This is a genomic window from Deltaproteobacteria bacterium (genome assembly GCA_040223695.1).
GTDB lineage: Bacteria > Desulfobacterota_D > UBA1144 > Nemesobacterales > UBA2774 > JAVKFU01.
Window position 1 is genome coordinate 456,163 of sequence record JAVKFU010000015.1, and the last position, 24,008, is coordinate 480,170.

At 48.9% G+C, this 24,008-nt stretch carries 28 protein-coding genes and 1 other RNA gene; 13 read left to right on the forward strand and 16 right to left on the reverse strand.

The genetic code is table 11. The annotated features are described in order from the left end of the window. Positions 1 to 17: 17 nt before the first annotated feature. The gene (gene rph / locus RIG61_06300) at positions 18 to 734 is read right to left on the reverse strand and encodes a ribonuclease PH (protein ID MEQ9618767.1); all 717 of its coding nucleotides are present in this window, start codon (positions 732 to 734) and stop codon (positions 18 to 20) included. Between the two features lie 134 nt (positions 735 to 868). On the opposite strand from rph, the gene RIG61_06305 reads away from it, so the two are divergent. Next, entirely contained in the window at positions 869 to 2,041 is a 1,173-nt protein-coding gene (locus RIG61_06305) for an NAD(P)-binding domain-containing protein (GenBank protein MEQ9618768.1), read from the forward strand. A 190-nt stretch (positions 2,042 to 2,231) separates the two neighbouring features. Next, positions 2,232 to 2,573 (forward strand): hypothetical protein, encoded by a 342-nt coding sequence (locus RIG61_06310; GenBank protein ID MEQ9618769.1) that lies wholly within the window; start codon positions 2,232 to 2,234, stop codon positions 2,571 to 2,573. Positions 2,574 to 2,596: 23 nt separating this feature from the next. Here the strand turns inward: RIG61_06310 and RIG61_06315 are convergent, their stop codons facing one another. Next, on the reverse strand, positions 2,597 to 3,013 hold the full coding sequence (locus RIG61_06315) for an SRPBCC domain-containing protein (protein ID MEQ9618770.1): 417 nt from the start codon (positions 3,011 to 3,013) through the stop codon (positions 2,597 to 2,599). Next, positions 3,010 to 3,339 (reverse strand): metalloregulator ArsR/SmtB family transcription factor, encoded by a 330-nt coding sequence (locus tag RIG61_06320; protein MEQ9618771.1) that lies wholly within the window; start codon positions 3,337 to 3,339, stop codon positions 3,010 to 3,012. Before RIG61_06320 ends, RIG61_06315 begins: the two co-directional genes overlap by 4 nt. Before the next feature lie 112 nt (positions 3,340 to 3,451). Between RIG61_06320 and RIG61_06325 the strand changes: the two genes are divergently transcribed. After that, the gene (locus tag RIG61_06325; GenBank protein ID MEQ9618772.1) at positions 3,452 to 3,787 is read left to right on the forward strand and encodes a hypothetical protein; all 336 of its coding nucleotides are present in this window, start codon (positions 3,452 to 3,454) and stop codon (positions 3,785 to 3,787) included. A 123-nt stretch (positions 3,788 to 3,910) separates the two neighbouring features. Here the strand turns inward: RIG61_06325 and RIG61_06330 are convergent, their stop codons facing one another. From RIG61_06330 to dtd, 5 genes are all read right to left on the reverse strand, one after another. Further along, entirely contained in the window at positions 3,911 to 4,861 is a 951-nt protein-coding gene (locus tag RIG61_06330; GenBank protein ID MEQ9618773.1) for an aldo/keto reductase, read from the reverse strand. Positions 4,862 to 4,991: 130 nt separating this feature from the next. Then, the gene (locus tag RIG61_06335) at positions 4,992 to 5,795 is read right to left on the reverse strand and encodes a hypothetical protein (protein ID MEQ9618774.1); all 804 of its coding nucleotides are present in this window, start codon (positions 5,793 to 5,795) and stop codon (positions 4,992 to 4,994) included. A 203-nt stretch (positions 5,796 to 5,998) separates the two neighbouring features. Further along, positions 5,999 to 6,354: a transfer-messenger RNA gene (gene ssrA, locus RIG61_06340) on the reverse strand. Positions 6,355 to 6,503: 149 nt separating this feature from the next. Next, on the reverse strand, positions 6,504 to 6,953 hold the full coding sequence (gene smpB / locus RIG61_06345) for an SsrA-binding protein SmpB (GenBank protein MEQ9618775.1): 450 nt from the start codon (positions 6,951 to 6,953) through the stop codon (positions 6,504 to 6,506). A gap of 412 nt (positions 6,954 to 7,365) precedes the next feature. Further along, the gene (gene dtd / locus RIG61_06350; GenBank protein MEQ9618776.1) at positions 7,366 to 7,815 is read right to left on the reverse strand and encodes a D-aminoacyl-tRNA deacylase; all 450 of its coding nucleotides are present in this window, start codon (positions 7,813 to 7,815) and stop codon (positions 7,366 to 7,368) included. Between the two features lie 161 nt (positions 7,816 to 7,976). Here dtd and RIG61_06355 point away from each other — a divergent pair, with 161 nt between their 5' ends. Then, positions 7,977 to 8,318, forward strand: coding sequence for a hypothetical protein (locus RIG61_06355; protein ID MEQ9618777.1), 342 nt, complete (start codon positions 7,977 to 7,979; stop codon positions 8,316 to 8,318). Here RIG61_06355 and RIG61_06360 read toward each other — a convergent pair. From RIG61_06360 to RIG61_06375, 4 genes are all read right to left on the reverse strand, one after another. Further along, a complete protein-coding gene (locus RIG61_06360) occupies positions 8,315 to 9,511 on the reverse strand; it encodes an RNA polymerase sigma factor RpoD/SigA (protein ID MEQ9618778.1) in 1,197 nt (398 codons plus the stop codon). The genes RIG61_06355 and RIG61_06360 overlap by 4 nt on opposite strands. A 240-nt stretch (positions 9,512 to 9,751) precedes the next feature. Continuing rightward, entirely contained in the window at positions 9,752 to 10,171 is a 420-nt protein-coding gene (locus RIG61_06365; protein MEQ9618779.1) for a hypothetical protein, read from the reverse strand. Positions 10,172 to 10,494: 323 nt separating this feature from the next. Further along, positions 10,495 to 10,890 carry a hypothetical protein gene (locus RIG61_06370; protein MEQ9618780.1) on the reverse strand — a complete coding sequence of 132 codons (396 nt, stop codon included), beginning with the start codon at positions 10,888 to 10,890 and terminating at the stop codon, positions 10,495 to 10,497. A 289-nt stretch (positions 10,891 to 11,179) separates the two neighbouring features. Beyond that, the gene (locus RIG61_06375; GenBank protein MEQ9618781.1) at positions 11,180 to 11,386 is read right to left on the reverse strand and encodes a dodecin family protein; all 207 of its coding nucleotides are present in this window, start codon (positions 11,384 to 11,386) and stop codon (positions 11,180 to 11,182) included. Positions 11,387 to 11,580: 194 nt separating this feature from the next. Between RIG61_06375 and RIG61_06380 the strand changes: the two genes are divergently transcribed. Then, complete coding sequence (locus tag RIG61_06380) at positions 11,581 to 12,723, forward strand: acyl-CoA dehydrogenase family protein (protein ID MEQ9618782.1); 1,143 nt, start codon at positions 11,581 to 11,583, stop codon at positions 12,721 to 12,723. Positions 12,724 to 12,869: 146 nt separating this feature from the next. Here the strand turns inward: RIG61_06380 and RIG61_06385 are convergent, their stop codons facing one another. Next, positions 12,870 to 13,067, reverse strand: coding sequence for a hypothetical protein (locus RIG61_06385; protein ID MEQ9618783.1), 198 nt, complete (start codon positions 13,065 to 13,067; stop codon positions 12,870 to 12,872). 23 nt (positions 13,068 to 13,090) lie between these two features. Further along, complete coding sequence (locus tag RIG61_06390; protein ID MEQ9618784.1) at positions 13,091 to 14,119, reverse strand: nitroreductase family protein; 1,029 nt, start codon at positions 14,117 to 14,119, stop codon at positions 13,091 to 13,093. Between the two features lie 302 nt (positions 14,120 to 14,421). Here RIG61_06390 and clpB point away from each other — a divergent pair, with 302 nt between their 5' ends. The 5 genes from clpB to RIG61_06415 all read left to right on the forward strand — a co-directional run bounded on the left by clpB (position 14,422) and on the right by RIG61_06415 (position 19,070). Beyond that, positions 14,422 to 17,058, forward strand: a complete 2,637-nt coding sequence (gene clpB / locus RIG61_06395) for an ATP-dependent chaperone ClpB (protein MEQ9618785.1) — start codon at positions 14,422 to 14,424, stop codon at positions 17,056 to 17,058. 91 nt (positions 17,059 to 17,149) lie between these two features. Further along, complete coding sequence (locus RIG61_06400; protein MEQ9618786.1) at positions 17,150 to 17,647, forward strand: hypothetical protein; 498 nt, start codon at positions 17,150 to 17,152, stop codon at positions 17,645 to 17,647. A 141-nt stretch (positions 17,648 to 17,788) separates the two neighbouring features. Beyond that, positions 17,789 to 18,115, forward strand: coding sequence for a GIY-YIG nuclease family protein (locus RIG61_06405; GenBank protein MEQ9618787.1), 327 nt, complete (start codon positions 17,789 to 17,791; stop codon positions 18,113 to 18,115). A gap of 214 nt (positions 18,116 to 18,329) precedes the next feature. Next, a complete protein-coding gene (locus RIG61_06410; protein MEQ9618788.1) occupies positions 18,330 to 18,629 on the forward strand; it encodes a DUF433 domain-containing protein in 300 nt (99 codons plus the stop codon). Positions 18,630 to 18,722: 93 nt separating this feature from the next. Further along, positions 18,723 to 19,070, forward strand: coding sequence for a DUF5615 family PIN-like protein (locus RIG61_06415; protein MEQ9618789.1), 348 nt, complete (start codon positions 18,723 to 18,725; stop codon positions 19,068 to 19,070). Between the two features lie 21 nt (positions 19,071 to 19,091). On the opposite strand, the gene pyrF is transcribed toward RIG61_06415, so the two are convergent. Beyond that, positions 19,092 to 19,847 carry an orotidine-5'-phosphate decarboxylase gene (pyrF, locus tag RIG61_06420; GenBank protein ID MEQ9618790.1) on the reverse strand — a complete coding sequence of 252 codons (756 nt, stop codon included), beginning with the start codon at positions 19,845 to 19,847 and terminating at the stop codon, positions 19,092 to 19,094. Between the two features lie 111 nt (positions 19,848 to 19,958). Then, positions 19,959 to 21,665, reverse strand: a complete 1,707-nt coding sequence (locus RIG61_06425) for a proline--tRNA ligase (GenBank protein ID MEQ9618791.1) — start codon at positions 21,663 to 21,665, stop codon at positions 19,959 to 19,961. A 196-nt stretch (positions 21,666 to 21,861) separates the two neighbouring features. On the opposite strand from RIG61_06425, the gene RIG61_06430 reads away from it, so the two are divergent. The 3 genes from RIG61_06430 to RIG61_06440 all read left to right on the forward strand — a co-directional run bounded on the left by RIG61_06430 (position 21,862) and on the right by RIG61_06440 (position 24,005). Beyond that, complete coding sequence (locus tag RIG61_06430; protein MEQ9618792.1) at positions 21,862 to 22,530, forward strand: MotA/TolQ/ExbB proton channel family protein; 669 nt, start codon at positions 21,862 to 21,864, stop codon at positions 22,528 to 22,530. After that, entirely contained in the window at positions 22,527 to 22,964 is a 438-nt protein-coding gene (locus tag RIG61_06435) for a biopolymer transporter ExbD (GenBank protein MEQ9618793.1), read from the forward strand. The genes RIG61_06430 and RIG61_06435 overlap by 4 nt, the downstream gene beginning before the upstream one ends. Before the next feature lie 111 nt (positions 22,965 to 23,075). After that, positions 23,076 to 24,005, forward strand: coding sequence for a bile acid:sodium symporter family protein (locus tag RIG61_06440; GenBank protein ID MEQ9618794.1), 930 nt, complete (start codon positions 23,076 to 23,078; stop codon positions 24,003 to 24,005). The last annotated feature ends 3 nt before the right edge of the window (positions 24,006 to 24,008 follow it).

A 24,008-nucleotide genomic window follows, 5' to 3' on the forward strand; every position in this document is an offset into this window, starting at 1 on the left:
GTTGGAGGTTACAAAGGTTATTCCGCCAGAACCTCTTTCTGCTTCTCGATTAAATTCATAATTCCCTTCTCGCCCAGTTTCACGAGCCAGTTGAGCCTGTTTTTACTGAAGGGTTTTCCCTCCGCCGTGCCCTGTACCTCCACCAGAAGCCCGGAGCCCGTCATAACGACGTTCATATCCACATCCGCCCTCGAATCTTCCTCATAATTCAGGTCGAGCGCGAGCTTGCCGTCCACTATTCCCACGCTGACCGCAGCCAGGAAGTCCAGAATGGGGTTTTCCCTGATGATCCCCTGTTTTATCATATTCATCACAGCGTCCGTGAGAGCGACAAACGCCCCGGTTATAGACGCGGTCCTCGTGCCGCCATCCGCCTGTATGACATCGCAATCCACCGTAACCGACCTCTCCCCCAGCTTATCGAGATCTATGATCGACCTGAGAGAGCGCCCTATAATTCTCTGAATCTCGTGCGATCTCCCGCCGATCCGCCCCCTCACGCTCTCCCGCGTAATCCTTTCCTTCGTCGAGCGGGGCAGCATCGAGTATTCCGCCGTCACCCACCCATGGCCCGTATCGCGGAGAAACGGCGGGACTCTGTCCTCAAGTGTAGCCGTGCACAGAACCCTGGTCTCCCCCGCTTCTATAAGGGCCGAACCCTCGGCGTATTTCATTATGCCTCTCGTTATTTTTACAGGTCTCAGCTCATCCCACTCCCTTCCGTCAGGGCGCATTTATCGTTACCTCGCTATAAAAGATTACGAAATAATACCATACATCGGTCAGATGAACCGGCTTGATGCATTGTTCAGGCGGTTTTGTTATAATGTGTCGGGACTATCAATTTTTGTTAAGGCTAGTGCCTCAAATGGTGGTTAGGCTCAACACAAAACATGTAGATTTGCTTATAATAGGAGCGGGACCTTTTGGGCTGTCAATGGCATCCTATGGTGAGCACCACGGTATCGACTATCTTGTCGTGGGAAAGCCAATGAGCTTCTGGAAGGAGAATATGCCCGAGGGTATGTACCTGCGCTCAGGCTGTGAATGGCACCTCGACCCCCAGGGGGTGCACACCATCGATAAGTATCTGGAAGCTCGTAACCTGGAACGTAAAGACGTGGAGCCGCTCTCGCTTGATTTCTACCTGGGTTATGCAGAGTGGTTTCAAGAACGCATAAACGCCGATATTTTGAACACAATGGTTAAGCGCCTCGACAGCCTGGACGATGAAAAACAAAGGTTCAGCGCGACGCTCGATAACGGCAATACTCTAACAGCGAAGAACGTATTGCTTGCGGTAGGTTTTAAGAATTTCCGTAACCTGCCGCCTGAGCTTACTGAAATCATCCCTGATGACAGATATACGCATACGTGTGACTTGGTGGAATTCGATTATCTCAGAGGCAAGAGGTGCCTGGTCATAGGGGGGCGGCAGAGCGCTTATGAGTGGGCCGCGCTTGTGAATGAAAACGGGGCTTCCGAGGTACACGTGTCCCACCGCCACGAAACGCCGGACTTTACCCGGTCGGAATGGAACTGGGTATATACCCATTTGGATGCTATGACCGCGGATCCCGAAGGACACATCAACATGCCTGCCCATAAGAGACAGGCCCTGGACAAAAGATTCTGGACAGAAGGCAGGCTTAAGCTTGAGCCATGGCTTAAGAAAAGGGTCGATGTTGAATCCGTTAAGATTTGGCCCGAGTCCGAGATCAAAGCGTGTGAGAAATTGCCGGATGGTGAGCTCGAAGTTGAATTCGACAGCGGGGACAGGATTGCGGTTGACCACGTTATCCTCGCCACGGGATATAAGGTGAATATTGAAAACGTACCTTTTCTGAAAGCTGGTAACGTCCTCGAAAGACTGCGTATTCAGGAGGGATATCCGGTACTAGACGCGCACCTTCAGACCAGTGTGCCTGGGCTCTTCGCTACGAGCATGATGGCTACGAGAGACTTCGGACTTTTCTTTGCCTTTACGGTCAGTGTACACGCCTCAGCAGAAATTATCGGTTCCTTCATTAAAAATTCTTGAACCCGTCAAAATAAGCGGATCGTTCCGGTATATCCGCCGTTAGTGTTGTTTCCCCTGAAATTATTTATAATATGAAAACACGGAGTTCTATACTAATCCCGCGATTTCATAAGGTATGATAACGATCCAGAACAGTCTGCTGCTTATTACGTACAGAAAAATGATTCCCGGAATATGGATAAAGATATAAATGCTTACCAACCGTGAAGTGGCCGTGAAATATATAGAGGGCTTTTGCGCCCGGGACCTGGAAGGGCTTTCGGATATACTCGCGCCTGATCTCAAATTCAGGGGCACTCTCTACAGTTATGATTCCAGCTCTGACTATATGGAAAGCCTGAAAAATAGCCCCGCTGAGAAATGCAGCTACCGGATTTTAAGTGTGACGGAAGGAAGGGGCTCAGTATCTATATTCTACGAATATATAAAACCGGGCGAGGTTATCACAATCGCCCAGCTGTTTAAAATCAACGACAGGAAAATAATTGAAACCCTCGTAGTATTCGACGGCAGAGGCTTTGAGTCTCAATAACCAACCTGCACTGTTGCTCTCATCTAAGTTTCTAACGCGGCTTTTAGTTCATCCATAATAAATCCTTCCCAGCCGCCGTCGTACTCGTCCCTGATGATTCTCTCTTCCGGCCCCAGCTTATCCCAGCCCGAGTGAATTAACGTGACTTTTGTTTTCTCCCCCAGCTTCTGGATTTCAATCGTTACAAGGGTTTCGATCTCGAATTGATCCGTGTTCCATGTATAAACCAGCTTTTCGTAAGGGATAATTTCTCTGATTTCACAGCGTATAGTATCGACGCCGCAGTCATGCCCCTCACATGTGAACGTAAATTTTTTATTCGGCTTAAGCTCGAAATCATTCGGCATGAGCCACTTGGCTAACTTTTCCGAATCCGTAATGAAATCCCACACTTTTTCTATAGACGCGTTTACTATTATTTCTTTCCTGATCGGATTCATAGCTCGCCCTCAATATGGTTCTTTAGATTATTTAATTTTTCGTCCCAGAAATTCTCCAATTCGTCCAGATATCGTCTCAGGCTGCCGAGCGGCTCCGGGTCAAAACGGCAGTATTTCTCACGGCCCGACCTTCTCTCTTTGATAAGCCCCGATTTAGAGAGAATTTTTAACTGCTTCGAGACTGCCTGCTTCGAAATATCGTTTCTGTCCGCGAGGCTTTGAACGGTGAGTTCCCTGTTAGCCAGTTGCGTCAGTATCTTCCTCCTCGTATCGGACGCTAAGGCGTGAAACACCTCTTCTAAATCCCGCGTTTGAGTATCGATCATACAATATAATTTACATTTATCTGCAATAATAGTCAACCATATAGTTGACAGTAATCGAATGATATGATAGAAAGTATGGAAAGAAGTCCTTAAAAATTAACGGGGGTGAGTTATGAGTGTAACAGTTGTGAACGAGTGGTGGTTTAAAGGCGACGCGAATATAGACGAAGGCAAAGCTGCGGCGCTTGAGCTGGTGGAATACATGAGGGCCAATGAACCCTCGGTTCAATTGTCGCTCTGGATTCAGGACCGTGACGACCCTCTTCATCACTTTCATATCACGGTTTTCGACGATCACGAATCTTTAATGAAGCTCCGTGAATCGGAGGCTATTCAAAGTTTCATTGAAAAATTCTGGCCGCTGATCGTAAGGGATGAAACATACAAGTCACCCGCTTGTGATACATGGCTCTGTAGCGTCGGGAATATGCAAGAAGTCGAATTGTGACAGTTCTTGTTCGTATAGAAGCAATTTTAAACAGGAGGCGGTAATGGCCGGCAAATTGCAGATACCAACTTATTATTGAGCCGTGGAAGTCAGCTCCCCTGCCTGTATTTACATTTCTGCAAATCAATATGCCGAAGCCCGGTCCAGCCCCTCCATATCTTCTACGCTCAACTTAACCCTCACGGCTTCGGTGAAAGTTTGCAAATGCTCTACCTTGGTGGCGCTGGCAATGGGAGCGGTTATAACCGGCTTCGCTATCAGCCAGGCGAGAGAAACCGCGGCTTGCGTTGTATTGTGTTTTTCAGCCGTCTCATCCAGAGCCTCCAAAATGCGCCTGCCCCGGTCGTTAAGATACTTTTTCACCATCCTTCCGCGCGCGCTTTTGCTCAAATCCTCTTCGCTTCTGTATTTCCCGGTGAGAAAACCGGAGGCGAGGGAGAAATAGCTGATGACGCCGAGTCCGTAATCCTCACAAAGCTGTGCGATGCCTTCCTCAAAACCCTGCCGCTCGTACAGGTTGTACTCCGGCTGGCATACCTCATACCGCGGAAGTCCGTTCTTCTCGCTTGCTTCAAGCGAGGCTTTAAGCCTTTCCGGGGACAGGTTAGAAGCGCCTATCCACCTTACTTTCCCGGCTTTTATCAGTTTGTCGTAGGCCTCCAGTGTTTCCTCGACCCCGGTTTTGTCGTCATCCCTGTGGGTAAAATAAAGGTCGATATAATCCGTTTGCAGCCTCCTCAACGATTCGTCCACCGCGCTGAGAATGTAGCTCTTGCTGATGTCTTCTTGTCCCTGACCCATGTCGTAGCCCACTTTGGTAATCAGTACGGTCTTATCCCTGCTGCCCCGGTCTTTCATCCATTTACCGATAATTCTCTCGGACTCGCCGCCTTCGTTGCCGTCCGCCCAGCGGGAGTAAACATCAGCGGTATCGACCGTATTGAACCCTGAATCGAAAAATTCATCCAGTATCGCGAATGACTGTTTTTCGTCAATCGTCCAGTCAAACACATTTCCCCCCAATACTACGGGAGCCGTATGTAAATCGGTATTGCCTAATTTTCTCTTTTCCATATTTAAACTCCGCCGCCTGTACTAAAGACGCACCTGGTAACTGGTTCAACATGCGGCGCTATTCTACGTACTTAGACTTTGCCCGTATGCAAGCCGGCGCAAGACCCAAAACGTTCACTAACCCTCCTGACTAGTTTGCGAGGATATTTATCGTGATCGTTCCTCCGGTCGGCTGTGAGGCCTGGCAGGGTATATCGGGGTCGTCCGGTGTCCCCCCCTGATGGCACTGCGAGGTATCGGAGCAGTCAATACCGCACGGGCATCCGCCGCGGTTCAAACAGTTGGTGCAGCCTACCGGGAAGACGCCGAATACGCTCTGATTCCCCGTGGCCCCCACCGTCGGGCCGAGAGTAGTCGGACCCTCGCTCAGTGTCATGCTGATATTCGGCGGCGCGTAGCCCTGTACGAGCGATATATCGACACAGTCGCACGGGGCCGTATCACACCCGGGCTGTTTACTGCAGTTACTCCCGTTTATAGCGACCTCCGCCAAAGACGGCCCGGTACCCGGGGTAGGACCGCAGGGCTGTGTAACTACCCCTGCGTTAAACGCGAAGTTGATCGAGGTCAGGCATCCCGACTGCACCGGCAGAGTGCATGTGTCGCCCGATGCGATAGGGAAGCTGCATATGGAGGCGTTGGCCGTAACGGTGCACGTGGTGTCTCCTGCGGTTGTGCAGGAAATCGGCGAGCCTGTTGACCAATCACTAATCGTAGTGCAGCTGTCAGAGCTGAATACCGCGAAAACGGTAGTCGCATCCCCCTCGTTAAATACATTCAATGTCGTCGTAGCGCCTCCGCCGTTCAGGTCGTCATCGCCGTCGCCGTTCGCGCCGTTTCCTCCGTTATTGTTGCACCCGCCGCCGGCTCCTAAAGAAATAACAATAACAATTGCAAAAAATACACAGGTACTGAGAAGCTTATTCTTGATCATGGAAATATCCCCCTGTTTAAGCAATTAAAATCTTTGGGCATTATAGCATATTTACGCTAATAATTTCCATTTGATCTGTTTTTAAAATTACCTGAATTATGAGTTACCGAATGTTGTGTTAAATCCGTGGTAAATCCGGTATAGCTTTGATGAGGACTAGATTTACTTCGAACTAGATATACCTGAGCTTGAAGAGAAATAGATGGTGGAGGCGCCGGGAATCGAACCCGGGTCCGAGAAAGAGACTCACTCAGCCTCTACATGCTTAGTCTATCGTTTAATCTCGCGCTGAAGTTACCGATAGACAGGGTTTTCAACGCCAGCCCGGAATGAAGTCTCGTCCTCAGGCGTCCCAGGCATCGCCATCGGACCAGCCCGTTTAGTCGTCGCCTCATTTAAACCCACGGGCAGGGTTTAAGGAGCCGTCGCCGCTCTATTTAGGCAGCGAGTGCAAAGTCATTTTCGGCACTTGTGTGTGCTCCGCCAGTTTAACGAGTTAGTCGGAAGCTCGGCATGCAGCATAAGTTATCCCATTCCCCGTCGAAGCCAGATCGCCCCCATGTCAAAGAACGTATCCCGAATGCAGGTGCCGGAATCAGGGCCGTCTGTATTCTATGGCCTCTTTAAGATCCCGCGCCCTCGAATTAATCCGGGTTTATAAATTGGAACGAAAATAGTTTACCTTATTCGGGAGATCATTTACAGGTATTAATAACGCCTCTTGATTGCCTTTTCCATCTCCCTGTCCGCCTCTCTCCGCTTAATATCTTCCCGTCTGTCGTGCACCTTCTTACCCTTCCCGAGCGCCAGATCGACCTTGGCGAGACCCTTCTTGAAGTAAATCTTGGTAGGTATCAGAGTGTAACCCTTTATCAGTGTCTTTCCCATAAGCCGCTTTATCTCGCCCTTGTTCAGAAGAAGCTTTCGCTCCCTGCGCGGTTCGTGGTTGAATACATTCGCCGATTCGTAAGGGGCTATATAGCTGTTAATCAGAAACACCTCTTCGTTCCTGATCATGGCGAAGCTCTCCTTTATGCTCGCCTGATTTCCCCGCAGGGACTTAACCTCAGAGCCCATAAGCTCGATACCCGCCTCGTAGTTCTCTTCCAGATCGTAGTCTCTCTTGGCCCTCGGATGTGTGCAAACTACCTTTTCCATTCAATTAATATAATGCTTGATTGAGGGAATTCAACGTGTGACGGCTGATCAAACGCCTCCGGCTACCCCTAAGCCGTCATTGCGAAGGGGCGAAGCCCCTGCGGCAATCTCAAATCCGTCATTCTGAACTACGATTTCGAGTACACGAGGAATCGGGTCCATCAGCAAATTGCAAGTAAATAAGTGTTCCACGTATATATCTATCCAAATCCAAAACTTTCAGAATCTCGTCTTTTGTCCTTAATTCCTTTCCCCTAATAGGGGAACGGTTCTGAGTGTATCGAAGAATCGGACGCCTTTACCTATTAAGCACTGATGCTCCTTAACTTCCGGCATAACGCGCCCAAACTCAACACAGGTTAGGATGGGGGTGTCTAACTTTCTTATTTGAATATTACGTTTGCGGACATACTCAAAACTCCCTCTTACTATCCAGCATAAGCGTAACCGGCCCCCAATTTGTTAAGTGTACGTCCATCATGGCGCGGAACCTTCCCGTCTGGACTTTAACCCCGTGTTCTCTAATCTTCGCTACGAATAAATTGTACAGTTCTTCGGCAAGCCCCGGCGGAGCCGCTTTGTCGAACGACGGACGCCTTCCCTTCCTGCAGTCGCCGTAGAGAGTGAATTGTGAGACGACGAGGACTTCCCCGCCTGTATCTGTGACGGACAGGTTCATCTTCCCCTCCGTGTCCTCAAAAATACGCAGGGCCAGAATTTTATCAACGAGATAGGTTACATCCTCCGCCGTATCCTCCTTCCCCGCCCCGAGAAGTACTAGCACCCCCTCCCCTATCCTGCCGACAGCTTCTCCGTCAACCTCAACCCTCGCTTCTTTTACCCTCTGAATTATTGCCCGCATCGTGGATTTTTAAGTTTAATAAGCTGGATAGCATTCTATCATACTTTAAATTAATGGCAGCTTCGACCGAGGGATTTCCATAGTCTTAAAACAGCATATTCGCGATAATAATCCTTTACAATCTGGGAATATAGAGAATATAATTACAAAGGCCGATGAATATGAATCTGTTTAAACCAATAATAATATTCCTGGTGGTTTTGGGATTGGCTGCGCCAATGGCAAACTCTATCGAGTTCCCACCGGAGCCTCCGAAAAAAGTAATCACCCATACGGTCAAGAAGGGCGAGGAGCTTCATCTACTCGCGGGTTACTATTATCTCGACTGCAGGCAGTGGGTCAGGATATACCACTCGAATACGGGCGCTATTGCGAATCCGAATAAGATTTACCCCGGTCAGGTGCTTTACGTATACGTGGATGAGGACTGGGAGCCTCCCTTCGACCTCGACGCGTACGTCGAGAAATGGAGACCTTACCTCTTAAGCGGCACAGTACCCTAAACCAGTTCCCTTAAGTAATCCCCCAGGTAAGAGGAAGCGATTTTATCGAGCGCGGATTTTTCTATCTGCCTGATGCGCTCGCGCGTGACGCCGAACATATCCCCTATCTCGTTAAGGGTGTAGGTAGTCTCGATGCCTATGCCGAAGCGCATTCTGATTATTTCCTGCTCCTTGGACGTAAGCAGCGAAAGTATGTCCTCTATTCTATTCTGAACTGTTTTCTGGAGTATTGCAGAGTCCGGGGGAGGAATCTTGTCATCCTGGACGAATTCAACGTATGTCCTCTGGTCGTCGCTCGAAATCGGGGAGTCGAGGGACTGTACGTTATTCATGACGTCGGCCGCGGTCTGCATGATCCTTTTGACCACCGAAGGCGTTGTATCCAGCTCTTTTGCTATTTCCTCGAATGTGGGCTCCCTTCCAAGCTCCTTTTCAAGCAATTTCGATACCGCTTTAACCTTGCCGGCCCATTCGTAGAGATAAACCGGTATTCGTATGGTCTTGGTTTTTTCAAATGGCGCTCTGAAGACGGCCTGCTGTATCCACCAGCTCGCGTACGTAGAGAATTTGTAGCCGAGAGTGTAGTCGAATTTTTCAACGGCTCTCATCAGCCCCAGGTTTCCCTCCTGAATCAGGTCAGCAAGCGGAAGACCCCGGCCCATATAGTTCTTGGCTATGCTTATTACGAGCTTGAGATTCGATTTTATGAATCTGTTCTTAAGCTCTTCGGATCTCTTTACATACGCGTTTGAGAGCCTATTGAGTCTTTCTATGTAATTGAGCAGGTCGTTCCCGGTGTAAATAGGGTATTTGCGTAATCTGTTCTTTCTTTTGGCCGTGTCTTTGGATATTTCAAGCAGGATTGATCTTATCGCATCGGCCTTATCCTCGCACTTCCTGATATTGGCCGCAATCCTCAGCTCTTCCTGAGGCGAGAGGAGCGACGTCTCATGCTCCAGGTCCCTGAAATACACGTGAAGAAGCCTCAAATGCTCTTCAAGATTCTTTTTGACGGTTTTTTCCCGGCGTTTACGGGGTTTATCCGTATTAAAAGCTGATTCCACCTCATCCGCCTCATACTCAAAGCCCTCTTCAGAATCAAAAGCAGCGATTTGCTGCTCTCCCTCGGAATCCTGAGTTTCAATTTCCCCGATCGTAGAGGGAAGTTTGTCAAAGCCTTTGTTTTTTTTCATATTCCCCTTCGTCGCTTCAGTCAGTGGAGTTACCGTAAAAGAGTCAAAGGTTTACGTTCCTTATAGTATCTGCACAGATATGAGGATACCCGACGGATATTAGATTGCCCTGAAATTTTGATAGCGCCGCAAATTCCCCACGCGTGAATCAGATAGTTTGTGAAATCCGAACCGGCAGGTAAATCGGGAGAGTCGAAAAAACGCTCTCCCGATTTTATACTCTTTACGGTTTAGACCGCGCTATATTTTTATCGAATCCAAAGCTTCGTCGAATATAGAGAAAGCCTTTAATACGTTACTCTTCGTAAATTCGTGGCTTTCCGCAGCTACGCTATCTGAAATACCCTTGATAGTGTCTGCGAAGCTCTTCTGATACTCAAGCACACGGTCCCAGCCTTCATCAAAGGCCCTTGTATCGACTTTGCCGATCGGCAAGTCATCTTTCGGAAGTGTCCCGTAGAATTCCTTAACCGAACTGACGTACTCTTTCTCGGCGTCCAGTATGTAGTCCACCTGCTTGTTGAAGACCTTCTTGTTTTCCTCCGCTATAGAGAGGGAAAAATCAAGCGCGTTTAAGTACGTTTCCTTTACGAGCCTGGAAAATTCCTTTGCCGGCTCGGTAAAATCTTTTACATCATGTGTTTTCTTTTTGGTAGCCATTTTCTGACCTCCTTTTATCTTTGTTGACATTAATATAACAATGCGAGAACCGTTTGTCAAGGGAAAATCTTCGCAGATGCGAAGATTTTTATAGGTCTAATTAGCCGTAATAATTATATTTTCTAAAATCAGGCTAAAATTATCTTATGCACATGCTAATTTAATCCACCGACTGCATGTACACGGGCTACAGCTATTTGACCGGGTGATTTACCCAAAATTCCGCCCGCCCGGGCGAAATAATACGGATGGAGCCTTTACATATATATATGCAAGTGGGAATAAGCCGATTTTGAGGAAAAAACTTAAAATAGCCGGATGTACTATTTTTTACTTATTATATCCTGGAACATTGACGTCGTTGTTTTGAACTGTTCCATCCATTTTTCCTGGACCTTTTGCATGCTCCGGACATAGTCTGAAAACTGGTCCGCCGGCAAACCAGCGCCAACCCCCGCCCCCCCGGTATATTTCATAGGGTTGTCCGTCATTACCTTCAGCATTTTTCTGACAGTCTCCATGATATTCTCCATGAGCACCTTCTGAAGCTCGATTGATTCCTCAAAGAGCCTCTGCTGATACTCAAGGACGGGCTTGGACATCTCCTGCGCTTTTGCCTGGCTTTCGAGAAGCTGCCCGGAAATCTTCTCCAGCTCTTTTTTCTGTACCTCCATAATCTTCATAAACTCGGAAAAAGGGTTTTGCGTGCTTTCTGCCATTTACGTTCTCCTCACTAGTAATATGACTATTATAATTCCAGCGCGTACTTGTCAAGGTACATCCCGGATCGGGCGTTATGAATCCGGAACCAATATAAGGGAAGTATCAATAATCGGTAATCGCGGTTATCCACGAACGGGGAGCGGGGTTAATTCTTAATTATTCCCCGGCGCTATTTACCGGAAAAATTAAATTCCGTCTCTTTTGATTACTAAATAATAAATACTTCTGGCGGCGGAATGTCCGCTCCCCCCGTTATTATCGTCCGTAGCACGGACCGAGACCTGCTCAGCCCTCTAAAATAAACGTAATCCTTACGTGCGCCCTGTACTCGGAGACCTGACCGTTCTCACCGATAGCGGCGTTCATTTTTGTAACCTCTATTCCCGTGAGACCGCGCAGCGTCTGATTCGCTCTGTCGAGGGCGTTCTTAACAGCGTCGTCCCATGATTTCTCCGATGATCCGATTATCTCAGTGATTCTAGCTACAGCCATAACTTGTACCTCCTTAAGTGTGTTTTACGTCATACCTTTTACTACTATAATAAAAATATTAAAAAAAAGTCAAGATAAATATTAGGGATGACTTTGGATTTTGTTACACAAAATTTATAATCATGCTATAATCAAACACACAAAAAAAATGAAGCTGTTGAAGTACATAAAATTTATGTTGCAAGGAGGGACCTATGCCTATCGATTTTGAATTCACGGAAGAACAACAAATGTTCAGGGATACCATCAGAGACTTCGGTGAAAACGAAATAGCGCCCCTTGTTGAGGATGCGGAAAAGAACGAGAAATTCCCCAGGGAAATTTTCCCGAAACTGGGTGAAATGGGATTTTTGGGTATTTCTTTCCCCGAAGAGTACGGCGGAGTGGGCCTTGATAAAGTCACAGAGTGTATATTCGCCGAGGAGATGGGAAGAATAAACGCGGGTATTGCGATGTGCGTGAACGCGCATACCAGCCTGTCCTGCGTGCCGATTGAGAAATTCGGGACCGAGGAGCAGAAGAAGAAATATCTGGTTCCCGGTATCGAGGGCAAGATAATCGGCGCATTGGGTTTGACCGAGCCCGACGCCGGGTCCGACGCCAGGAACATAAGGGCTACCGCGACAAAAAAGAACGGCAATTATATCCTGAACGGCACGAAAACCTGGATCACAAACGGCACTATGGCCGACTTCGTGATCGTAGCCGCTTATACGGATAAAACAAAGAAAGGAACCGGTATAAGCCTGTTTGTAATTGACAGCGACGCCCCCGGGTTCACGGAAAAAAACAAGATACACAAGCTCGGACACCGCTCGGCTGACACAGCGGAGCTTGTATTCGAGAACTGCGAAGTGCCCGAAGAGAATCTTCTCGTCGGGGAAGGCGGATTCAACGGCGCCATGGCTACCTTGTTGGGCGCACGTATAACACACGCTGCGAAATCCGTAGGGCTTTCACAGGCGGCTTTCGAGTTCGCTCTTAATTATTCAAAGGAGAGGGAGGCATTCGGAAGGCGAATATCGAAGTTCCAGGCCATCAGCTTCAAACTGGCTGAAATGGCAGTCAAGATAGAGACGGCAAGACTTCTCGTGTACAAGGCGGCCTGGCTCTACAGCAACGACAAGAAGGCGCTCAAGGAAGCGTCCATGGCCAAGCTCTACGCGGCGGAGGTCGTGCAGTGGGTGGCCACCGAGGCTGTTCAGGTTCTGGGCGGCTACGGCTACGGAGTGGAGTTCCCCGTAGAGAGGTACTACAGGGACGCGAAGCTCGCCTCAATTACGGAAGGAACATCCGAAATACAGCACATCGTAATCGCGCGCGAGCTGGGTATTTAAACCTTCAAACGTAAATAAAACCGAAATCAAATTCAAACAAAAGCCTGAAAATAAAAAACGGGGAAGCATCTCGGGATGCAACCCCGTTTCTTTTTTAATCTGACAATTTTATTCTATTGTAAGATCCAATTTGCCCTTCGCAGAGCCTATGTCCAGGATGCCGACATATCCTCTGACTCGGGGTCTCTGAACTTCAGCCACTTGGATGAATCATAGTGAGCCGAAGCGTAGCAAAGTATGGCCGTCGTAGCTATAAGCTGCTCCGCTGTAGACTTTGTCGTCTCGGCCCTTTTCTTAATAATATCTAAAATTGGATCCGGTATCTGAATCGTTACTTCTGCCATGTTTTAGAACCTCCGTTATTTTCTTAATCAGTTTCCTTGATACCTCTTTCCTTCTTGTACTGATCGAGGACTTCTCTCTTGACCGTCGGATGAAGCTGGAAGTCGCTATCGGGCGCTCCTTCAGCAGAAGCTTTCACCTCTTCCTCACTAAGGGGCTCAACTTTTTTATCAATTGCCATATTCGGGTCATCAAGCTGAGACGGGGTCAGCTTCCAGTCGGTAAGGCTGTCGTCTCCAAGTCCGAATCTCTTTGTAAGCCTGTTGATTTCCTCGAGTCTTCCGGGCGTCGGTCCGGGCTGCTGAATCATTTTGAGCTCTTTCAAAAGCTCTATGGTAGCAGCGTCCCTTTCGAAAGGTTGTCCCACTTTTCCCTTGAAGAACATAGTCTCAAACGGCGGTCTTCCTCTGGTTCCGCCTCCGTTAAGGTTTTCGGCGGGATAGCCGACAGTCATGAGCCAGCAGAATACATATGAAGGGGGAAGATTGAACTTATCCTTCACGTTCCTTCTAGCGCCGCCGCTCGCGCCGTTAAGACACGTACCGAGTCCTAAAGATGTAGCGGTCAGAATTGCGTTTTGAATCGCGTTACCCAGATCGATGCAGGCGAGCCTGTGCAGAATGAAATCCGGCAGGATTGCGGGTAGCGGGAAGAGCCTGTTAACACGCTCGTATTCCCATCCGTGAGCCTTATCGAGAGCGCCTGTTCTCATAAGGTCGTGAAGCTGCTGTCCCTGTACATCATATGCGGACAAGTCATAACACCAGAAAATCAGTATCGGTGCCATCTGTGTCGTTATCTGACTCCAGTCAGAGATAAATTCCCAAATTTCGGGGTCTTCGTCCCTGTAAACAACTATTCCCCTCTGCCCGTTAAAGTTTCCCGCGGACGGGGCTACCCTCGAAGCTTCGAGCATAGCCTGCACTTTCCACTTCTCTACAGGCTTATTGGGTTCATACCATCTTATTGATCTCCTCAAACCGATTGATTCAAACGTATCAAGAGGTTTTACTTCACTAGCTTGAGGAAGACCATCAATTACTAATTCACTCATTTCGGCCTCCTTGTCAAAAATATTTTTTTCTTACCAGACAATCAACCATATTATTAAAATCGGCAAAAAAAGTCAAGTAATTCGTGTTATAAACGTCCCGTACGCTCAAAAATTTCATGATTTCACGCCCTGTATTCCCGGAGGAAATAGTTTTACCCCGATTCCCGGGAGAAGAAACAGCCCTGTTTATATATGCCTAATTTATCACAATAGACCTGAATTGTTTAATAAATCGGGGTTGAATTCGGAGGTTTCATTACTATTATTAAAGTAAAAACAACGATCAGGAGAAAAAAAACAAAATGAAATTCGACAAGCTGACAATAAAAGCGCAGGAAGCCCTCGCCGAGGCGCAGTCCCTGGCCCGCGAAGGGAGCAATCAGGTAATCGACATACCCCACGCGCTGCTCGCGCTGCTTCAGGAGGGGGGGATTCCGGGGCAGATACTGGGAAAGCTCGGAGTTAACGAGAATATAGTCAGAGAGCTTGCTCAGAAGGAGGTCAATAAGCTCCCCAGGGTTCAGGGTGAGTCGGACCAGGTATATCTAAGCCGTGAGCTCAGCAAGGCTTTCAATACCGCGGAGAAGGAAGCCAAATCGCTCGGGGACGAGTACATAAGCACGGAGCATCTGCTGCTCGGTATCGCCCAGGACTCGACCGGCGAGCTGAAGAACGAGCTCAAAAGATTGGGTGTAACCAGAGACAGCGTATTAAAGGTACTGAAAGACATAAGGGGCGGACAGAATGTAACGAGCCAGTCCCCGGAGGATACCCTCCAGTCGCTTAAACAGTACGGCAAGGATTTCACCGAGCTTGCGCGGCAGGGAAAGATTGACCCCGTTATAGGAAGGGACGACGAGATAAGGCGCGTCATTCAGGTGCTCTCGCGCCGGACGAAAAATAACCCCGTGCTCATAGGCGAGCCCGGCGTGGGTAAGACCGCGATAGTAGAGGGGCTTGCCCAGCGAATGGTAAACGGAGACGTGCCCGAGGGGCTGAAGAACAAAAAGCTCGTGGCCCTGGACATAGGCTCTCTCCTCGCTGGCGCTAAATACAGGGGTCAGTTCGAGGAGAGATTAAAAGCGGTGCTGAAGGAAGTAACCGAATCCGAAGGGGAGATAATCCTCTTCATCGACGAGATACATACTGTTGTGGGCGCGGGGGCCGCCGACGGCGCGATGGACGCGTCCAATATGCTGAAGCCCGCCCTTGCGCGCGGGGAGCTCCACTGTATAGGGGCCACCACGCTCGACGAATACAGAAAGTACATAGAAAAGGACGCCGCGCTGGAAAGGCGTTTCCAGCAGGTCTACGTCGAGGAGCCGTCGGTAGAGGAGACAATATCCATACTCCGAGGCCTGAAGGAGAAATACGAAGTCCACCACGGCGTGAAGATAAAGGACGAGGCCCTCATAGCGGCGGGCGTTCTGTCCAACCGCTACATCACGGGGAGGTTCCTGCCGGACAAGGCTGTCGACCTCATAGACGAGGCCGCGGCAAGGCTCAAGATGGAGATAGAATCCATGCCTACCGAGATAGACGAGGTCGAGAGGCGCATAATGCAGCTCGAAATCGAAAGGGAGGCGCTTAAAAAGGAAAAGGACGAGGCGTCCAGGGAAAAGCTCCAGGCGATAGAAAAAAGCATAGCCAACCTCAAGGAAGACTCCAATACGCTCAAGGCGCAGTGGACGAGGGAGAAAGACCACATCGCCGGGATACGAAAGACGAAAGAGGAGATCGATCAGCTCAAGTCCACGGCAGAGAAGGCACAGAGGGAGGGAGACCTGTCGAAGGCCTCGGAGCTAATGTACGGAACCCTGCCCGACCTTAACCAGAAGCTCGAAGAGCTGAGCAAGGAGCTCACTGAAATACAAAAAACCGGAATGATGCTTAAAGAAGAAGTTGACGCTGAGGATATCGCCGCGATCGTCTCCAAATGGACGGGAGTCCCTGTTTCAAGACTGCTTGAAGGCGAAGTAGAGAAGCTGATACATATGGAAGACAGGCTCCATGTTAGAGTCATAGGTCAGGACGACGCGATACACGCCGTATCGAACGCGCTCAGGCGCTCGCGCGCGGGGCTCTCGGACCCGAACAGGCCCATAGGGTCGTTTCTGTTCCTGGGACCTACCGGAGTCGGAAAGACCGAGCTCGCCAGAGCGCTTGCCGAGTTCATGTTCGACGACGAGCACGCCGTCGTGCGCATAGACATGAGCGAGTACATGGAGAAGCACACGGTGGCGAGGCTTCTGGGCGCGCCTCCGGGATACATCGGTTACGAGGAGGGCGGACAGTTGTCCGAAGCGGTAAGGAGACGCCCCTACTCCGTCATTCTGTTCGACGAGATAGAAAAGGCCCATCCGGACGTTTTCAACGTCCTGCTTCAGATACTCGACGACGGGCGTTTGACCGACGGTCAGGGACGCACAGTCGATTTCAAGAACACTATAATCATCATGACCTCGAACCTCGGAAGCCAGTACATTCAGGAGTACATAGACAGGCCCGAGACTATGGAGGAGAGGGTCATGGAAGTGCTCAGGGACACGTTCAAGCCCGAGTTCCTGAACAGAATAGACGAGACGATTATATTCAGGACTCTCGGACTCGCGCAGATAAAAGAGATAGTGGACATACAGATAGAGCATCTGAGGAAGAGACTTCTTGAGAGAAAGATAGAACTCGACCTCACGGACGAAGCCAAGGAAGCGGTGGCCGAGAAGGGTTACGACCCCGTTTACGGCGCGAGACCGCTAAAGAGGACTATACAGAAGCTCATACAGGACCCGCTCGCTACCGAGATACTGAAAGGGACTTACAAAGAAGGCGACCACGTTGTAGTCGATGTCGATAAGAACAAGAACCTCATTCTGACCAGTGAGGTAAAACCCTCTAAAAAGGCGAAAGAAGAAAAGAAAGCCAAAGCAGCTAACGAATAATCACAAACCGGCACTCTCTGATCATAGGGAGTGCCTATAATATAAACTGTCACAAATTATATAAGTTGTATATAATAAATCCTATACAGTAGTGGATACTCATATTATAATTATTCTTGTAGCAATACTTGGAGTAGTTGGCGCGCTGGTAGGGGCACTGAGCTCGATAGCTGGAGTTCTGATAGGTTCATTCTTTTCCTTTTTAACCTCAAGACGTCAATTTCAATCAACTGTAATATCAAATAAAAGACAAGAATGGATTAACACACTAAGAGATACCATTTCAGAATTCCAAAGTGTATTAGTCAGCTTAAATTTTTTTATTGATACTACGGGCAAGTTTAATGAAGAAAAACAAAAAGAGTATCAAGTTATCATTCAAAAAGTCGCATTTTTACGCTCAAAAATAAATCTACTAATTAATCCAGTTGAAAATGATCATAAAGAACTATCTGACTTAACTCGTAATGCTTTGGACATGGTAACGAAAAGAGATATGAAAAAGCTCGATGAATGTATGACTGGTCTCACCAGCGTTGGCCAAAGAATATTAAAACATGAATGGGAACGTGTAAAAGAAGGTAAGTGATTGCTTCATTTCTGTGAGAAAGAATTATTTAGTGCTAATCGACCCCACAACCCCATCAGGGTCATCGGCCTCAGTGATTGCAGGGCAAAAAGCCGTCACCCTGAACTTGTTTCAGGGTCTCAAAAGATTTATTTTATGCTTATGTCTTATATTTATATTATGAGTAACGCTGGCCTAAGCACTCTTTACATAGGTGTAACGAACAACTTGGAGAGAAGAGTCTTGGAGCATAAACTCGGTATTGGATCGGACTTTACCAAGAGATATAAACTAAATCGGTTGTTATATTTTGAGGAAGGTGAATTGATTGAAGACGCAATTGCCAGGGAAAAACAGCTAAAAAGATGGCACAGAGAATGGAAATGGAATTTAATAAAATCAATGAACCCTGATTTGGATGATTTGTCGGAAAGTTGGTATGATGAAGAACTGCTTAAAGAATTAGACCCTGAAACAAGTTCAGGGTGACTACTAACTACAAACCCTCCCTAACCATCCTTTTCCAAAGGAAGGAATTTAAAGACTCGAAATCGACTCCACAATCCCCTCCACAACCGCATCCGGGTCGTCAGCCTCGGTGATTGCCCGGCCTATGACGAGGTAATCGGCTCCGCTGTTGAAGCCTTATCAGGGGTAGCAACTGATTCAAAAATCTGTATAATTCATCTAAAAGAGGACTCAATTGGTACATACGACAAATCATTGCTATATCGTTAAAGACGACCAAATCCTGAGCGGCGAGCCTATTATAAGGAACACACGGACCCCGGTGCGCGCCATAGTAGAAATATGGAGGATGGGGGTTTCGCCGGAAGAAATACCGGAGCGCCTCCCTCACCTGAAACTTTCTCAAGTGTTCGACGCCCTAAGCTACTATTCCGATAATCAGGACGAAATAAACGCTTATATTGAGCGTAATCGTATCTCAGAACACGAAATAGACCCCTTAGTTCAAAATAACGGCTCTGGTAAAGAAATCTGAGAACAAACAGTATCTCCCTGTTAAGAATCAGCAATTAAGAAAGTTTTTCGAGAAAACTTGACACGCTTTTTTAAGGCTGTACCTAATCTTCTTATGAATAAGCTTTTCTCTGAGCTTTATCTTGATGAAGATGTTGACGTTCTAGTTGCCAGATTGATTGAAGCACATGGTTTTTCCGTTATAACTACAAGAGATGCCGGTCAATTGGGTAATACAGATATAGAGCAACTCAATTTTGCAGTAAATAATGGTAAAACTTTGTTAACCCACAATCGGGTTGATTTTGAATTGCTCGCTAAAAATTTTGCTGATATAAGTAGAGAGCATTCGGGAATAATAATAGCTTCACGTAATTCACCATATGAAATTGTCAGGAGATTACTGTTAATTCTTAATCAGGTAACTGCCGATGAAATGAAAAACCAGGTTCGTCATATTTAACTCGAAAAATTGATCGATTGATCACGAAATCGACCCCACAATCCCCTCCACCACCGCGTCAGGGTCGTCAGCTTCGGTTATTGCCCGGCCTATGACTAGGTAATCGGCACCGCTTGATATTGCTTCGGCGGGTGTCACCACCCTCTTCTGGTCATGAGCTTCCCCCGCGGGCCTTATGCCCGGCACTACAAGCGTAAACCTGTCCCCGAACTCCTTCCTCAGCATCTCCACTTCCCGTCCTGAACAGACAAGCCCGTCAACTCCCGCTTTGTCCGCGAGTGATGCGAGAGTCAGTACGACATCTTTTGCCAGTGAGTTAATGCCTATCTTTTTCAGGCTATCGTCATCGTGGCTCGTAAGAACGGTTACAGCGAGTACTAGCGGTTTATCCCGGTGCAGCTTTTCCGCTTCCCCGGTTACCGCGTCAGCGACGGCTCTCATCATGTCCAGGCCGCCGAGTGAGTGAATTGTAAACATCGAAACGCCGTAGCCCACAATCTGCCTGGCCGTTTTCTCCACTGTCGAGGGAATGTCGTGGAGCTTGAGGTCGAGGAATATCTCCGCCCCCATGTCGCGGAATTCCCTCAGACCTATCGGCCACGCGTCGAGGAATAGTATGGGTCCTACCTTAAAGGTCTTTATTCTCCCCCTTAGCCCCTCGACCCAGAACCTGGCAATGCGAAGCTCGGGGAAATCGAGAGCGAGGATTATACGTTCGTGGGGTTTTAGTTCCGGTCTTGCCATGAGAGTATTATTACATATTTTCTTAGCAGCCATCCTGAACTACGATTGCGAGCAAGTAAGCAATCGGGTCAATTTGTTGAATGCAACAGAGTAAGTATTCCCCGGTTATACCTGTATTAACCCTAAACATTCAGGATCTCGTCTTTAAGAGAGCAGTGTCTCCACTTCCTTCACAACGTCTTCGAGCCTCACGTTTTTCGAGATACCGCCCTTCCTGAGCTTTACCTCAGCCTCCCCTTCCTTTATCGTCCTCGGCCCTACCGCTACCTGTACGGGGATTCCGATCAGCTCGGCGTCCTTGAACTTGAATCCCGGGCCTACGTCCCTGTCGTCTATAATCACCTCGTATCCCCTGCCGGTTAATTCTTCGTATATCTTTTCAGAAGCGGACATTATGTCCTCGTCCTTTATCTTGAGCGGCAATACAGTCACCTGAAAAGGGGCGAGAGATTTCGGTAAAATCATCCCGTTCTCGTCGTGGTTCTGCTCTATCGCCGCCGCTACAGTGCGCCCGATGCCTATACCGTAACATCCCATGATAAACGGCTTCTCCTTCCCGTCGGAATCGACGAACGTCGCGTTCATGGCCTCTGAGTATTTCGTGCCCAGCATAAATACGTGCCCCACCTCTATACCCCTTGTCGAGGTCAATACGCCATCGCATTTGGGGCATTTGTCCCCGTCGGAGGCTACCCTGATGTCGTAGAACCCCTTAACTTCGTAATCCCTTCCGAGACTCACGTTTATTATGTGATAATCCGCTTTATTCGCCCCCGTGACGGAGCTTCCCATCCCTGCTACGGCCTTGTCAGCGACGGTTCTGACTTTTAGCCCCACAGGGCCGCTGAAACCCATCGGGCCGCCCGTCACGTTTTGTATAATCTCAGCCGAGGCAAGCTCCACTATCTCGGCCCCTATCGCTTTCCTGAGCTTTGTCAGACTAAGCTCGTGGTCGCCTCTCACGAGAGCTGCTATTGGCTTTCCATCAGCCTCGACTATCATTGTTTTGATTAGATTAGAGGGAGTTACATTTAATACTTGAGCAACTTCTTCAACTGTTTTCAGCTCAGGCGTATGAACCTCTTCTACCGGATCAGCCCCCCCTTGGTCCCCTTCCGGGGAACCTTCGGTCCCTCCTATCTCGGCCAGCTCCAGGTTTGCCGCATAATCGCACTTGGCGCAGCTCATGATTACGTCTTCCCCCGTAGGCGCGAGAACCATAAACTCGTGCGAGAAGCTCCCGCCTATGTTTCCCGTGTCGGCCAGCACGGCCCTGAATTCGAGACCGCACCTCTCGAATATACGGTTATACGCCTTGTACATCGCCCAGTAAGACCTCTCCGCCCCCTCTACGTCAGCGTCAAAGCTGTAAGCGTCCTTCATTATAAACTCCCGCGCGCGCATCACGCCGAACCGCGGGCGTATCTCGTCCCTGAACTTCGTCTGTATCTGGTAGAGGTTTACGGGTAATTGCTTGTAAGACTTGATGTCCCGCCTTACTATATCGGTAATTATCTCTTCATGAGTAGGGCCGATGCAGAACTCCCTATCGACCCTGTCCTTGAAACGCAGAAGCTCCTTCCCGTAATATTCCCACCTTCCGCTCTCTATCCATAACTCAGCGGGCAGAACCGCGGGCATAAGCAGCTCTATGGCCCCTGCCCTGTCCATCTCCTCGCGGACGATATTCTCGACTTTACTTATAGAACGGAGGCCGAGAGGCAGGTAGTTGTAAATTCCGGCGGCGAGCTTCCTTATCATCCCGGCCCTTAGCATAAGCTTGTGGCTCACTACCTCGGCGTCCGCCGGGTCTTCTTTGAGTGTCGGTATAAAGTATGTAGAATATCTCACAGTAGGGGTATAAATTACCGATTTCACAGTTAAATGCAATATTCGCTTAAACTGCTTTTTCGCCGTTCAACAGGGCTCTTAAAATTTAATTGACCTCAGAGAACACCGGGTTATCCTATTGAACTAAACTGGCCGCAGACAGAGACCTTGAGTTTGCTCATCACGTAAATAATCAGATTCCCATACGGAGGGACCGATGGATTTCAACAATGGAATATTCGAAATGATCAGCAAGGGCGGATTTTTCATATATCCGATCATCCTGTGCTCGGTGGTGGGCCTGGCCATATTCCTGCAGAAGATGTTTGTCCTGAGACCCAAGAAGGTGATACCCGACTATTTTCTGGGACATCTCTACAGGCTGCTCTCTCAGGGGAAGATGAGGGAAGCTCAGGTTTACGCGAGGGCGAACGATTCCTCTATCTCAAGAGTCGCCATAGCGGGGCTGGAAAACGCGGGCAGGCACAAAGAGGAGCTCAAGGAGGAAATCGAGGAAGCGGGCAGAAAAGAGGCGCTCGATCTAACGAGGTATATAGAGGGACTGGGCGCCATCAGTAACGTCGCCACGCTGCTCGGACTTCTGGGGACTATTTCGGGTATGATCAAGATATTCAGGGTTATTGCGGATAAACCCATCGTAAACCCGCCCGAGCTTGCGGGCGGTATATCCGAAGCTCTCTATACTACGGCCCTCGGGCTTCTCATAGCAATCCCCGCGTTCATAGCCTACAAGTACATTGCGGGCAGAGCCGACGAGCTTATATCGCTCATGGAAGAGGAAGGGAGGAAGATACTCGAATACGTAACGCTCGCCAATGATAAAGACTCCCAAAGAAAAGAGGAAGCAAGGGACGTATCGGTATGAGGTTCAGACCAGTCAAGAAAACCAAAAACGGTATAGGGAGCACGCTCGATCTCACGCCTATCGTGGACGTGGTGTTCAACCTGCTCATATTCTTCGCGCTTTCGCTTAATTTCGCGGCGACTTCAGGGGGCATCAACGTAAAGCTCCCTTCCGCCACCTCCGCCGAGCCTGTAAAGACCGAGCAGGTTACAATTAACATGACCAAAGACGGCAAGCTGTTCTATAACGATAAAACTATCGACATAGAGGGACTCAGGGAAAGGCTGAAAGGGATAGAGGACAAGGACTCCATTGTAATTATAAGGGCCGATGATTCCGTGCCGCACGGTAAAGTCGTGGAGGTCATGGATATAGCGAAATCGGAAGGTCTCTCCAGACTCGCAATAGCGGTGCAGCAGTCCGCATCGACGGGCGCCGAGGAAAACGGCGAATAATCCCTTCACAACCCCCGGGACGCCGCCCGCTCTGATTGACACGATTTCAAAACTAATGTAGCTTTTGCCACCAATCATATTACCTCTTATTATGAGCCTCTCTTGAAATACTTGAGTTCGATAAACAGCGCCGTAACCAGCTACTTCACTTTCTGGATTATCATTTTATCGGTTGTCGCCTACCTGGCCCCCGCGCCGCTTGCGGGCTTGACCTATCTCATAGTTCCGGTTCTGGGAATCATAATGTTCGGGATGGGAATGACGCTCACCGCAGGCGACTTCAAGAGAATACTCGAAAGTCCCAAAGACGTAGCGGTGGGCGTAGCGGCTCAGTACGGAATTATGCCCTTTTTGGGTTTCGCGCTCGCCGAGATATTCGGCCTCGGCTCAGTGCTTGCAGCGGGCGTAGTGCTGGTCGGCTCATGCCCCGGGGGGACGGCCTCTAACGTTATCACCTATCTTGCAAAAGGGGACCTTGCGCTCTCGGTTACGATGACCTCAGTTTCGACCCTACTCTCGCCCCTCATGATCCCCTTTCTTATGTACGTCTATGCGGGGCAGTGGATTGACGTCCCGGTCCTCCAGCTGTTTGTCTCTACGCTGCAGATTATTATCCTTCCCGTCGCGCTCGGCCTCGGGATCAGAACGGTCCTCGGGGACAGGATAAGATACGCCCTGCCCGTTATGCCCGCTGTGTCGTCAGTGTCTATAATTTTTATAGTCGCAGTAATAGTGGCGGCAAACGCCGGCTCCATAGCGGAAGTCGGTCTAAGCATTGGAGCCGTTGTTATACTACACAACACGCTCGGTTTATCGATAGGCTACTTTGGCGCGAGGATTTTCGGAATGGACAAGACAAGGGCGCGAGCCGTATCCATAGAGGTGGGCATGCAGAACTCGGGGCTTGCCGTCGCGCTCGCCAATGCACATTTCGGCGCGCTCACTGCTCTGCCTGGCGCCGTGTTCAGTGTATGGGCTAACATTTCGGGCAGCGCTCTTGCGTGGTGGTGGAGAAGAAATATTTCAAACGCAGGCGATTGAGCA